Genomic DNA, 12,829 nt, shown 5'->3' on the forward strand with positions numbered 1-12,829 from the left:
GTGACGGCCGCCCGCACCGGAACCGTCACCACGCGCTCCGCCTGGCACGACGTACCGCGCTTCCAGGTGCGCCGGTTCGCGGCGATCGCCATGGCCGAGGCGCCCGAGCTCGCCGAGGAGATCCTCCGCGAGATCCAGCGCGAGTACCCCCATCTGCCCGTCGTCCTGGACGACTCCGGCGAGCCCATGGCCCTGGTCGGCATCCGCCGCGCCATCGAGGTGTTCGTGCAGCACCTGGAGCACTCGGAGGGCCGGCCCACCGTCCCGCCCGGTGTCTTCCAGGACTTCGGCCGCGGCGAGGGCCTCAACGGCCGTTCGCTCGACTCCCTCCAGGCCATCTACCGCATGGGCGTACGCCTGGCCTGGCGCCGCTTCGCCGACATCGGCCAGCGCGTGGAGATCCCGCCCCCGGCGATGTACGAACTCGTCGACGCGGGCTACGAGTACCTGGACGGCCTGGTCGACCAGTCCGTACGCGGCTACGCCGAAGCCGCGGCCCGCCAGGCCGGGGAACGCCTGCGCCTCCAGCGCCGCCTGATGGAACTCCTGCTGGCCGAGCACCACCGCGGCGACCCCGCCGAGGCGCTGACCGAACGGGCCGCCCGGATCGGCTGGCCCCTGCCCGGGAAGGTCGCGGTCGGTGTCCTGCTGCGCCCCGCCCGGGAGGCCATGGCCCCCGCGGTCGGGCAGGGCGTGCTGCTCGACATGGAGTACGAGCAGCCCCGCATGGTCGTGCCCGACCCGGACGCGGCAGGCCGCCCCGAGCTCCTGCACCGGGCCCTGACCGGCTGGTCGGGGGCGATCGGCCCGCCGGTCCCGCTCACCGACGCGGCGAAGTCGCTGCGCTGGGCCGAGGCCGCGGTACGCCTCATGGAACGGGACCTGCTCCCTTCCGGGGAGGTCCTCTACTGCACCGAGCACACCGAGGCGCTGGTCCTCCTCCAGCCCGAGGAGCTCATCGACGACCTGGCCCGCAGATGCCTGGCCCCCCTGACCCACTGCGGCCCCACCCACGGCCGCCGCCTCGCGGAAACCCTTCTGGCCTGGCTGGAGACCCGGGGCGGAGCCCCCGAGGTCGCGGCCCGGCTCGGCGTCCACCCCCAGACCGTCCGCTACCGCCTGCGCCAGATCCGGGAACTGTGGGGCGACGAGATCGACGACCCCGACCGCCGCTTCGAACTCGAACTGGTCCTGCGCGCGCAGCGGCTGCGGGGGGAGCTGGGGGCGGTGCGGGGGCGGCGGTGAGCCGGGGCCGCCGCCACCCGGCGGATCACCGGCCCCGAGCGTGAGGGCCGCTCGCCCCGCGACACCGTGACATGCCACACATAGCGCACTTTAATGTGCACCCCACGTGTCTGTGGGGTGCACATGGGTTTCCTCCTGGGGGCCTCTGCCCATTGCCCGGGCAAACCTCTGTGGCTAGCCTGTGTTCGTCATGCCGATCGCCTGTTGATATCTCGAACGTTGATATCGCCGACACAGGCGCCAGAGAAACACATAGGGAGGGGGCCGATCGTGGGACGCCTCGTACCAGCCGTGACCCGGGCTCTCGACATTCTCGAGCTCTTCCTCGACGGGGACGGGACGCTCTCCGCCCCCGACATCGTGCGCAAGCTCCAGCTGCCGCGCACGACCGTGCACGAGCTGGTGACCACGCTCGCCGCCCGGAAGTACATCGTCCAGGTGCCCGGCCAACCCGGACGCTACCGGCTCGGCGTACGCCCGTACCAGCTCGGTGCCCGCTACTCCGAGCAGCTCGACCTCGCGGCCGAGGGCCAGCTCGTCGCCCGGTCCGTCGCCGAGACCTGCGACGAGACGGTGCACGTGGCGATCCTCGAGGACACGGACGTCATCTACATCGCCAAGGTCGACTCCACGCACGCCGTGCGGATGGTGTCGGCGGCCGGGCGCAGGCTGCCCGCCCACTGCACGTCCGTCGGCAAGATGCTGCTGGCCTCCCTTCCCGAGCACGAGCTCGCCGCGCGGATCCCCGACGGCGCCGAGCTGGTCGCGATGACCCCCAACAGCATCACCGACCCGGCCGCCCTGCGCGAGACCCTGGCCGAGATCCGTGAACGGGGCCTCGCGGTCGAGAACCGCGAGTCCAACCCGGACGTGAGCTGCGTGGCCGCGCCGGTCCGCGACCGCACCGGCCAGGTCGTCGCCGCCCTGTCGATCTCCGTGCCCATGATCCGCTGGAGCGAGGAGCGCCGCGCCGAGCTGGAGCAGCTCGCCGCGAAGGGCGCCGCCGAGCTGTCCGAGCACCTCGGCCACCGGAGCATGGCATGACGGCGACGCCGTACGAGGTCGCCGTACGGGCCGAGGCCGAGCTCGGCGAGGGTCCCACCTGGGACGCGGCGGCCGGCCGGCTCCTGTGGATCGACATCCTCGGCTGCCGCGTGCACACGTACGACCCGGGCACCGGGCGCCGCACCACACGCCGCACCGAACAGCACGTGGGCGCCGTGAAGCCGCGCGCCGACGGCGGGCTCGTGCTGAACCTGCGCGACGGTGTCGGCCTCCTCGACCCCGACGGTGACTCCCCCGGCGGCTTCCGCTGGCTGCACCGCGAGCCCGTGCCCGGCCGCCGCGCCAACGACGCGGCCGTCGCGCCGGACGGATCGCTGTGGGCCGGCACGATGCGGTACGACGAGGCGCCGGGGGGCGGCACGCTGTCCCGCGTCACCGGGGACGGCTCGGCCGAGGTCGTGCTCGACGACGTGGCCGTCAGCAACGGCACCGGGTGGAGCCCCGACGGGCGCCTCATGTACTACATCGACTCCCCGACCCGGCGCGTCGACGTCTTCGACTACGCGGACGGGCGGATCTCCGGGCGGCGCACCCTCGCCGAGATCGAGGACGGCGCGGGCTTCCCCGACGGACTGACCGTCGACGCCGACGGGTGTGTCTGGGTGGCCCTGTGGGAGGGCGCGGCGGTGCGGCGGTACACGCCCGAGGGTCGGCTGGACCGGGTGATCGAGTTGCCGGTGCCGCGGGTGACGGCGTGCGCGTTCGGCGGGGCCGGGCTGAGCGACCTGTACATCACGACGGCGCGTACGGGCCTGAGCGAGCCGCCCGCGCTGGCGGGGTCGCTGTTCGTGGTGCCGGGGGCGGGCAAGGGGCTCGTACCGCCCGCGTTCGCCGGCTGACACGCAGGGGCGGACGGCGGAGCACGCCGACGGGGCGCGGAGCGGAGCGGACGGGACCGAGCCGGACCGAGCCGGAACGCCCCTGTCAGCGTCCCGTCCGGTCCAGCCGCCGCAGGACCGCCCGTTCGTCCTCCGCCAGCGGTGCCCCCACCGCCGCCGGCAACGGCGGCCCGCTCAGCGTCGCCAGGACCGTCGAGGGCCGCAGCAGCCGCGTCGGCCCCGTCGTCATGCTCATCACGTCCCAGACCGCCGACGCCGCCGTGTACGAGCCGGTCGCCGTGCGGATCATGCGGCGGGTGTAGGCGGTGACCAGACGGTCGGCGATCCCGGGCGAGCCGCCGCGCGTCCCGGGGTACCAGATGTCCTGGCTCACCGCCATCGTCCACGCGGCCTCCACAGGCCTGGCCGTCCGCTGTTGCACGCGCCGGGCGAGCCCGGGCGCGTCGAGGCCGGAGCGCCGCAGCTCGCGGTCCAGCTCCCGGGCGCCCAGCGCGGCCACCGACATGCCCTGCCCGTAGGCGGGGTTGAACGTGGCCAGCGCGTCACCGAGGACGACGAGGCGCTCGGGCCAGGAGCGCACCTTCTCCAGGTACCGGCGGTGATTGCTGGTGCTGCGGCTGACGTGGACGTCGGTGAGCGGCTCCGCGCCGGAGATCAGCCGGCCCACGATGGGGTCGGGCAGCTCCAGGGTGTACCGCAGGAACGCGTCGGGGTCGGACGGCGGTTCGCCACCGCCCCGCGTGCCGGCGAGGCTGACCATCCAGCGGTCGCCCTCGATCGGCAGCACCATGCCGCTGCGGCCGGGCCGCCCCTGGTACGGGTCCGCCTGCACGATGGTCAGGGGGAAGCGCCCGGCCCCCTCGGGAGTGCGGTAGAGACGGGTGGCGTTCACCAGGCCGGCGTCCACCGTCTTCTCGTGCACGTCGTCGACGCCCAGCCGCGCCAGCCAGGTCACGATCCGCGAGCCACGTCCGCTCGCGTCCACCACGAAGTCGGCGGCGAGGTCCTCCTCCCCGGCGGCCGTCGAGAGGCGGACCCCGGTCACCCGCTGCCGCGACCCCGTCAGCTCCAGCACCCGCGCCTTGCGGATCACCACCCCGGTGCTGTCCAGCACCGCTCCCCGCACCGCCCAGTCGAGCAGGGCCCGGGTGCAGGTCAGCATCCGCGGTCCGGGGTGGCGCCAGCGCCGGAACCAGCCTTCGGGCGTGAGGGCGACCATGCCCGAGCCGAGCGGTATCTCGTGCGCACCGGCGGCGAGCAGATGCTTGCGCATGCTCACTCCCGGCACCAGGTCCTCCATGGAAGCCAGGCCGCCGGCCATGAGGAGATGCGCGTGACGTCCCTGCGGCAGGCCCTTACGGTGCTCCGGCCCCTCGGGCAGATCGTCGCGGTCGAGCACGACCACCTCGTCCGCGACGGCGGACAGGGCCGCCGCGGCCAGCATGCCGGCCAGACCCGCACCGATGACGACAGCTCTACGCGACATGCGACTCCTCGCACTCAGCCATGAAGGCTCCTTTGCCCTGCGGGCATTCCCCGACGTCCGGCCACGGCCGGGCAGCCCACAACACCGTCCGCCGGCACCGGTTTTCGAGCCATGCGGGCCTCGTCCCGGACGGCTCTCACCGTACCTTCACGCAGCGTGCGCGCGTCCCCCCATGCCGGGCCCGTCGGAAATCGGCCGGGCGGCCCCGGGGGTGCGGTCAGCCGGTGAGCGACCTGCCCTCCGCGTGGTCGTGCGCCAGGGCGCGGATCGCCCGGAGGTCCTCCGCGCGGCGCAGGGCCCGGGACAAGGCGCCGATCTCGCGCAGCAGTTCCGTGGTGTCACGGGCACCGGTGCCGTCGTCCTCCTGGGCCCGGGTCCCGGCGTCGGCCGCGTCCTGGATCGCCGCGGTGGCGGCGAGCACCTTCGCCAGGCCGGGCGGGTGGCCGAGGGAGAGGGCGGCTTCGTGGAACCGTTCGCGCCGGTCCTCGTCGATGTGCCGGGCGAGCGGCAGCAGCGCGTCGCGGATGAACGTCTCCCGGCGGACCAGTCGCAGCTCCGGTGTCGCACGCAGCAGGAACGGGACCCCTGTGCCGTTGACCGTCTTCATCAGCAGGTACAGCGGCCGCAGTTCGTGGTGGGCGAGCCGGACGTGCCAGCGGCCGTGCAGGTACTGCCCGGCGTGCGGGAGGATGAAGCCGATCGCGATGAGCACGGCGGACAGGCAGGCGAGCGGCGGGGCGACGGCCGTGCTCAGCCAGTCCACGTCCCGCCCGGACCAACGGGCCACCACGGCACTGATCTTGGCGGCGTCGAAGAGCAGCTGCGCCGTGTAGCCGACGCCGAGGAACTTCAACCCCCAGCGCAGCAGCGAGTCGAGCCCGTCCGTGCGCACCCAGTTCCAGATCAGCCCGTTGGTGACCAGTGCGGCCGCGGTGTGCGCGAGCAGGTAGAGCACGATCACTTCGCGCATGTACGGGGTGTTCGCGTAGTACGTGTCGAGGTCCCGCAGCCGCTCCACCGGCACGTCCGCGAGAGCGAACAGCACCCACATCGCGACGATCACACCCGAATAGACCGTCACGACCCCGCGCATCGCGCGCCGGGTGCGGTCCGAGCGGTCGGACGGGCCGTTGCGCCAGGAGATGATCAGCAGCAGGCAGAAGGCGCAGAACGCGGTGAGCAGCGAGTAGACCCAGGGGCCGGAGAAGTTCGCCACCCCGGTGAGCCTGTTGACCCGCGCGATCGTCGACGGCGCCACGAAGACGAACACCGCGCAGGCGAGCAGCAGCAGCCCGCCGACCGCGCGCAGCATCGGGTCCTTCCAGAGCCGGATGATGCTCGGCAGCTTGATGGCCAGGGCGGCGGCCAGGACCCCTGCGGGGATCCACCAGAAGTTCGGATAGAACTGGTTGACGAACTCGACCGGAGTCAGGGCCACCGTGCTCACGGTGCCGCACCTCCTCGCGGCCCCCGGTAGTACAGCGACCGCTGCACGGGTTCGAGGGGTACGTCCGGTCCGCGCCCACCCGGCAGCAGCGCCCGGCACCCCGCCGCCAGCCGGAGTCCGAAGGCGTCGGCGTCGGCCTCGTCCCGTTCCCGGGAGCCGTTGCGGGCGGCCACCGCCAGCGCGGCGTCGTCCCACCCCGGCCGGTCGGCGAAGGCGTGGGCCGCCGCCGCACCCGCCCCGTGGTGATGCCCGTGCCCCGCGTGCAGGTGCCACAGTTCGTGCCCGAGGATGACCAACTGCTGCACGGCCTCGGCCCGCTCCTCGACGATGACGAGGTCGAAGTCCTGGAACTCCACCCACAGGCCGGTCACTTCGATCTCGTCGGGGAAGCGCTCGAAACGCAGCTCGACCGGCCGCCCGCCGCGCCGCGCGCTCATCTCCTCGCACAGCGCCCGGCACAACGACCGTGCGCCGTCCGGTACCTGCTCCCGCGCCCGGACCGCGGCGGCGAGCTCGGCGGCCAGGCGGCGCATGGCGGCCCCACGTCGCGAGCGCCTGAGCGCGGTGGCGGCTCGCACTCGCGCGCCCGCGATGTCCATCGCTCCCCCTTCTCAGCGCCGGCCGGCGGCTTGGCCGCGCGTCCGAGACTACGCGCCCGAAAGTGTTCGCGTCATGCGATCCGGTGCCGGTGGTTCAGCGGGGAACGACCGTTTCTGCCCGAAAGCCGTGACCAAAGTTCCGGGCCGACCATTGACGAGAAAGCGCTTCCTCTTTACCGTCCCGTTCGAAGTCACGAGCACCTTCCGGTATATCGAACACGACAGCAAGGGCAGGGCATGGGACGACCTGACCTGAATCGCAGGCAACTACTCGGCGGGCTCGGGGGACTCTTCGTCGCGAGCAGCTTCGGCTTCGCCGCGCTGGGCACCGGAGCCGACGCACTCGCGTCCAGTGCCGACACACGCGTGCGCTACTGGAACCTCTTCAGCGGCGGCGACGGCTCCAACATGATCGCGATGCTGGACGCCTTCCGTAAGGACAACCCGGACATCGCCGTGAAGGACTCCACGCTCCAGTGGGGCAGCCCCTTCTACACCAAGCTCGCCATGGCAGCGGCAGGCAACCGCGCCCCCGACCTCGGCGTCATGCACCTGGGCCGCATCACCGGCTTTGCGCCCGGACGCCTCCTCGACCCCTGGGACGTCGACCTGCTCGCCAAGTACGGCGTACGGGAGCAGGACTACAACCCCACCCTGTGGAAGCGCGGCGTCATCGACGGCAAGCTCTACGCCCTCCCGCTCGACATCCACGTCCAGCTCTGCTTCTACCGCAAGGACGTGCTGAAGAAGGCGGGGCTGCTCGGCGACGACGGCCGGATCGTGCCCGTCACCTCCACCGACGAGTGGTTCGACGTGCTCAAGGAGGCCAGGAAGGCCACCAAGAAGGGGCTCCAGACCATCGGCATGTGGTCCACCGACCAGAACTTCCAGTGGTGGTTCTTCGTCGCCTTCTACACCCAGCTCGGCGGCACCTGGTTCAACGCCGCCCACACCGAGGTCACCTTCGACACCGGCAAGGCCACCCAGGTCCTGGAGTTCCTGAGCCGTCACATCACCGACGGGTACGCGAACCCGGGCTTCGCCGGGGCCGCCGGCGCCGAGCAGTTCCTCAACGGCTCCCCCTTCGTCTGGGAGGGCAACTGGTCGGTGCCCGTCTACTCCGGAGCGAAGCTCGACTACGGGGCCACCCCGCTGCCGCCGGTCTTCGGCAAGCAGGCCACCCACGCCGAGTCGCACTCCTTCGTCCTGCCGCACCAGTCCGACCGCGGCGGCGCCACCAACGAGGCCGCCCACCAACTTGCCGCCTACGTCGTCCAGCACGCCCAGCAGTGGGCGGCGGGCGGCCACATCCCCGCCTACACGCCCACCTTGTCCACGGCGGCGTACCAGAAGCTGGACCCGCAGAACGAGTACGTCTCCGCCATGGACCACCAGGCCACCGAGCCCAAGGTGTGGTTCGCGGGCTCCACCGGCATCCTCGCCCAGCGCGTCGGCCCGATCGTCGTCTCCTCGACGATGGGCTCCGCCAAGCCGGAGGCCGCGGCGAACCGCATGAAGAAGACGCTCACCCAACTCCTCGCCACGAAGAACCCCATGGACGGGAAGACCGCCGCAGAAGGAGGTGCCGTCTGATGGCGACCAGTGCCCCCACCATCGCCGCACCCGCACGCGCGAAGACCGCCGCCGACAGCGCCACGCTCCGCCGCAAGCAGGGCTTCCAGCACGGCGGCTGGTTCGTCGCCCCGTTCCTGCTGCTCTTCACCCTGTTCGTGATCTGGCCGCTGCTGCGCGGCGTCTACCTCAGCTTCACCGACGCCAACATCACGGGCGAGGGCGCGAGCTTCGTCGGCCTCGACAACTACCGCGAGGCCATCGAGGACCCCCTGGTGTGGGACTCCCTCGGCCACAGCGCGTACTTCACGCTCCTGGTCGTACCCTGCATCACCGTCCTCGCCTTCCTCCTCGCGATGCTCGCCCACCACATCGAGCGCGGCAAATGGCTGTGGCGGCTCTGCTTCTTCGCCCCGTTCCTGCTGCCGTCCACCGTCGCGGCCAACCTGTGGCAGTGGCTCTTCAACCCCGGCACAGGAATGATCAACCACGTCTTCGGCATCGAGACGCCGTGGCTGACCGACAAGTCGTACGCGATGCTCGCCATCGTCATCACGACCCTGTGGTGGACGGTCGGCTTCAGTTTCCTGCTCTACCTGGCCGCGCTCCAGGGCATCCCCGGCCACCTCTACGAGGCCGCCAAGCTCGACGGCGCCAACGCCTGGCACCGCACGGTCCACATCACCCTGCCGATGCTGCGCAACATCACGGGCCTCGTCGTCGCCCTCCAGATCCTCGCCTCGCTCCAGGTCTTCGACCAGGCCGTCGTGATGATGGACTTCCTCCCCGGGCCCGAGGGATCGACCCGCACGTTCGTCCAGTACACCCTCGAAGAGGGCTTCACCAGCTACCGCGTGGGCTACGCCTCCGCGATCTCCGTCATCTTCTTCGTGATCATCGCGGCCGTCGCCCTCGCCCGGATGTGGCTGCTGCGCAACCGTGAGGAGAGCGCCCGATGACCACCGCCGTACCGGTGAAGCCCCGCAAGCCGTGGACCCCCAGCCAGATCGTCCTGACCCTCCTCGGCGCAGCCGTCTCGGCCGTCTTCCTGGCCCCCTTCGCCTGGGCCCTGTTCACTTCCCTCAAGTCGGAGACGGAGGCGGTGGAGGTACCGCCGCACTGGCTCCCGCGGGACTTCACCGGACAGGCCTGGAAGGCCCTCTTCGAGTCCGGCAACATCACCAACTGGTTCGTCAACTCCGTCGTCGTCTCGGTCTGCGTGACGTCCGTGGTGCTCCTCGTCAGCGCACTCGCCGGATACGGCTTCGCCCGCACCGAGTTCCGCGGCAAGAAGCCGCTGATGGGCCTGGTCATGGCCGGCCTGATGATCTCGCCCGCCGTCCTCGGCGTGCCGCTGTTCACCACGGTCCAGCAGATGGGCATGGTGGACACCTACTGGGGCATGATCCTGCCGCAGTGCGCGCCCGCCGCGATGGTCTACATCCTCTACAAGTTCTTCCAGGGCATCCCGCGCGAGCTGGAGGAGGCCGCGTTCATCGACGGCGCGGGCCGCTGGCGCGTCTTCTTCACCATCGTCCTCCCGCTCTCCCGCCCCTCCCTCGCCGCGGTCGGCATCTTCACGTTCATCGCCTCGTGGAACAACTTCCTGTGGCCGTACATGGTGACCAACAACCCCGACCTGATGACCATGCCGAACGGCATCGCGACCGTCATGAACTCCTACGGCATCCAGTGGGCCCAGCTCATGGCCGGCGGCCTGATGGCGGGCCTGCCCCTGATCATCGTCTTCGTGTTCTTCCAGCGCCAGATAGTGGCGGGCGTGGCCCACACAGGCTTGGCAGGGCAGTAGATGGTGCCCCGATAGGGGCGCGGGGAACTGCGCGAACAACCCCCACGGCCCGCAGCCGCCACCACAACAGAACCACCCACCCCGAAAGGCGAACATGCACAAGGCCCGCTTCACCCTCGACCCCGCCTTCACGATCGGCGAAGTGAACCCCCGCCTCTTCGGCTCCTTCGTGGAACACCTCGGCCGCTGCGTCTACACCGGCATCTTCGAACCCGGCCACCCCACAGCCGACGACAAGGGCCTCCGCACAGACGTCCTCGACCTGGTCCGCGAACTCGGCGTCACCGCCGTCCGCTACCCCGGCGGCAACTTCGTCTCCGGCTACAAGTGGGAAGACTCGGTCGGCCCGGCCGAAGAACGCCCCCGCCGCCTCGACCTCGCCTGGCACTCGACGGAGTCCAACCGCTTCGGCCTCTCCGAGTACATCGACTTCCTCCGCAAGATCGGCCCCCAGGCCGAGCCCATGATGGCCGTCAACCTCGGCACCCGAGGCGTCGCGGAAGCCCTCGAACTCCAGGAGTACGCCAACCACACCCAGGGCACCGCCCTGTCCGACCTCCGCGTCGGCCACGGCGACAAGGACCCCTTCGGCATCAAGCTGTGGTGCCTCGGCAACGAGATGGACGGCCCCTGGCAGACCGGCCACAAGACCGCCGAGGAGTACGGCCGCGTCGCCGCCGAGACGGCCCGGGCCATGCGCCAGATGGACCCGGGCGTCGAACTCGTCGCCTGCGGCTCCTCCAGCCAGTCCATGCCGACGTTCGCCGAGTGGGAGGCGACGGTCCTGGAGGAGACGTACGACCTCGTCGACTACATCTCACTCCACGCCTACTACTGGCCCGAGAAGGGCGACACCGACTCCTTCCTGGCCTCCGCCGTCGACATGGAGTCCTTCATCGACAACGTGGTCGCGACCGCCGACCACGTGGGCGCGAAGCTCAAGTCGAAGAAGCGGATCAACCTCTCCTTCGACGAGTGGAACGTCTGGTACCTGCCCGAGTGGGAGGCCCGCGCGAAGACCTTCGAGCAGGACGACTGGCCCGAGGCCCCCCGCCTCCTGGAGGACAACTACAGCGTCACCGACGCGGTCGTCTTCGGCTCGCTCCTCATCGCCCTGCTCCGGCACGCCGACCGCGTCACGGTCGCCTGCCTCGCCCAGCTCGTCAACGTCATCGCGCCGATCATGACCGAGCCGGGCGGTCCGGCCTGGCGGCAGACGACGTTCTTCCCCTTCGCGCAGGCGAGCAGGTACGGCCGCGGCCAGGTCCTCGACGTCCGCGTGGACTCGCCGACGTACGAGACGGCGAAGTACGGCGAGACGGACCTGCTGCACGCCACCGCCGTACGCGCCGAGGACGGCACGGTCACGGTCTTCGCGGTGAACCGCAGCCGCACCGAGGCCCTCCCGCTCGACGTCGCCCTGAACGGCCTCGACCTCACCCGGGTCGTCGAGCACAGCGTCCTCGCGGACGCCGATCCCGACGCCCGCAACACCCTCGACGACCCCGAGCGGGTCGCCCCCCACCCGGGCGACGGCACGGCACTCCAGGACGGCACGCTGAGCACCGTCCTGGAGCCGCTGTCCTGGAACGTGATCCGGCTGGCGTGACGGACCGGACGGGTCAGCGTTCGATGCGCACCCGGGCGGACGAGGACGGCGACGTGGACGTCGTGCCGACCGCCCAGTAGCCGCCCGAACCCGGCACGGCGGCGAGTGAGTTCATGATGACGGGGGTCGTGGCCACCGGCCCCCGCTCGCTCGCCCAGGCCGTGCCGTCCCACCGCAGGTAGTGGGCCCGGGTCTGGTCCCAGAAGTCCCACCCGGCGATCCGGTCCGGCCGCCCCCGCGCGTCACCCACGATGCCGGTGAGCATGCCGACACCGAACGGCGCCGTGACGCTCTCCCAGGGACCGCCGTCCGAGTGCAGCAGCCGGACACCCGGGGGCTTGCCGGGCGGACCGCCGATGCCGTAGTCGTAGCCCGTCAGCCAGATGTCGTCGCGGGCGACCGCGAGCAGCCCGGTGAAGCCGGCCCGGATGCCGCCGGGCGCCGGCAGGACGGTCCAGGCCTCCGAGTCCCAGCGGGCGACGAGCTGATCGCCGTAGACCCAGATGTCACCGCAGGGCGCGCGGTGCACGCCGGAGGGCGCGCCGGTGGTCGTGGCCGGGGGCGCCTCCAGCCAGGTCCAGGTGCCCCGTCGGCCGTGCAGCAGCACCGAGCCGTCGCTGTTGCGGCCACAGACCCAGACGTGCCCGCGAGGGCCGGTCGCGACCCCGGTGAAGGAGGTCCCGGCCGCCCCGCGTCCGGGGAAGTCGGCCTCCTGCCAGGCCGACCCGTCCCAGGCGAGCAGCCGGGCCGTGCCGGAGGTGTCGGTGCCGACGGCCCAGGCGGAGCCGTCGGATGTGGCGGCGACGGAGCCGAGGTGGCCGGCGAAGCCGGGGCCGGTGCGCTGCCAGGCCGTGCCGTCCCACACGAGCGCCAGCGCCGTGCCCCGTACGCTCCCGCTGCGGCCCTCCTCGCCCACGGCCCAGGCGAGGTCGGGGCCCGCGGCCGCCACGTCGATCAACTGCGCGGCCGGGGTGGCCTCCGGGCCGGGGACGGCCTGCCACTCGCGGGGCTCACCCAGGAGACCGGGAGCCGCCCAGGCCGTACCACCCTGCAGCGGGGCGAGGCCGAGCCCGGCCCCGACGAGTCCGCCTAATCCACCGATGAAACGCCGTCTTCGCACGAGGTTCCCCTCCCTGTCGGCAGTTCTTGAAAGGCCA

11 protein-coding genes are annotated in these 12,829 nt (G+C 71.7%); 7 read left to right on the forward strand and 4 right to left on the reverse strand.

All coding sequences use genetic code 11. From position 1 onward, the window contains the following. The 3 genes from ACZ3I3_RS11160 to ACZ3I3_RS11170 all read left to right on the forward strand — a co-directional run bounded on the left by ACZ3I3_RS11160 (position 1) and on the right by ACZ3I3_RS11170 (position 3,149). A complete protein-coding gene (locus tag ACZ3I3_RS11160; protein ID WP_467364210.1) occupies positions 1 to 1,245 on the forward strand; it encodes a PucR family transcriptional regulator in 1,245 nt (414 codons plus the stop codon). Positions 1,246 to 1,515: 270 nt separating this feature from the next. After that, positions 1,516 to 2,289 carry an IclR family transcriptional regulator gene (locus tag ACZ3I3_RS11165; protein ID WP_467364211.1) on the forward strand — a complete coding sequence of 258 codons (774 nt, stop codon included), beginning with the start codon at positions 1,516 to 1,518 and terminating at the stop codon, positions 2,287 to 2,289. Then, positions 2,286 to 3,149, forward strand: a complete 864-nt coding sequence (locus ACZ3I3_RS11170; protein ID WP_467364212.1) for an SMP-30/gluconolactonase/LRE family protein — start codon at positions 2,286 to 2,288, stop codon at positions 3,147 to 3,149. The genes ACZ3I3_RS11165 and ACZ3I3_RS11170 overlap by 4 nt, the downstream gene beginning before the upstream one ends. A gap of 85 nt (positions 3,150 to 3,234) precedes the next feature. Here ACZ3I3_RS11170 and ACZ3I3_RS11175 read toward each other — a convergent pair whose 3' ends face one another. The 3 genes from ACZ3I3_RS11175 to ACZ3I3_RS11185 form a co-directional block, all read right to left on the reverse strand. Further along, complete coding sequence (locus ACZ3I3_RS11175; protein ID WP_467364213.1) at positions 3,235 to 4,635, reverse strand: FAD-dependent oxidoreductase; 1,401 nt, start codon at positions 4,633 to 4,635, stop codon at positions 3,235 to 3,237. Between the two features lie 217 nt (positions 4,636 to 4,852). Beyond that, positions 4,853 to 6,082 carry an MAB_1171c family putative transporter gene (locus ACZ3I3_RS11180; RefSeq protein WP_467364214.1) on the reverse strand — a complete coding sequence of 410 codons (1,230 nt, stop codon included), beginning with the start codon at positions 6,080 to 6,082 and terminating at the stop codon, positions 4,853 to 4,855. Continuing rightward, entirely contained in the window at positions 6,079 to 6,681 is a 603-nt protein-coding gene (locus ACZ3I3_RS11185; protein WP_467364215.1) for a toxin-antitoxin system, toxin component family protein, read from the reverse strand. Before ACZ3I3_RS11185 ends, ACZ3I3_RS11180 begins: the two co-directional genes overlap by 4 nt. A 237-nt stretch (positions 6,682 to 6,918) precedes the next feature. On the opposite strand from ACZ3I3_RS11185, the gene ACZ3I3_RS11190 reads away from it, so the two are divergent. From ACZ3I3_RS11190 to arfA, 4 genes are all read left to right on the forward strand, one after another. Beyond that, the gene (locus ACZ3I3_RS11190) at positions 6,919 to 8,274 is read left to right on the forward strand and encodes an extracellular solute-binding protein (RefSeq protein ID WP_467364216.1); all 1,356 of its coding nucleotides are present in this window, start codon (positions 6,919 to 6,921) and stop codon (positions 8,272 to 8,274) included. Then, complete coding sequence (locus ACZ3I3_RS11195; RefSeq protein WP_467364217.1) at positions 8,274 to 9,212, forward strand: carbohydrate ABC transporter permease; 939 nt, start codon at positions 8,274 to 8,276, stop codon at positions 9,210 to 9,212. Before ACZ3I3_RS11190 ends, ACZ3I3_RS11195 begins: the two co-directional genes overlap by 1 nt. Beyond that, a complete protein-coding gene (locus tag ACZ3I3_RS11200; protein ID WP_467364218.1) occupies positions 9,209 to 10,063 on the forward strand; it encodes a carbohydrate ABC transporter permease in 855 nt (284 codons plus the stop codon). Before ACZ3I3_RS11195 ends, ACZ3I3_RS11200 begins: the two co-directional genes overlap by 4 nt. A 94-nt stretch (positions 10,064 to 10,157) precedes the next feature. Next, complete coding sequence (gene arfA / locus ACZ3I3_RS11205; protein WP_467364219.1) at positions 10,158 to 11,672, forward strand: arabinosylfuranosidase ArfA; 1,515 nt, start codon at positions 10,158 to 10,160, stop codon at positions 11,670 to 11,672. 13 nt (positions 11,673 to 11,685) lie between these two features. On the opposite strand, the gene ACZ3I3_RS11210 is transcribed toward arfA, so the two are convergent. Beyond that, positions 11,686 to 12,792: an NHL repeat-containing protein gene (locus ACZ3I3_RS11210; protein WP_467364220.1), complete on the reverse strand. Its 1,107-nt coding sequence runs from the start codon at positions 12,790 to 12,792 to the stop codon at positions 11,686 to 11,688. Positions 12,793 to 12,829: the final 37 nt, after the last annotated feature.

The organism is Streptomyces sp. NPDC016851 (genome assembly GCF_055562795.1).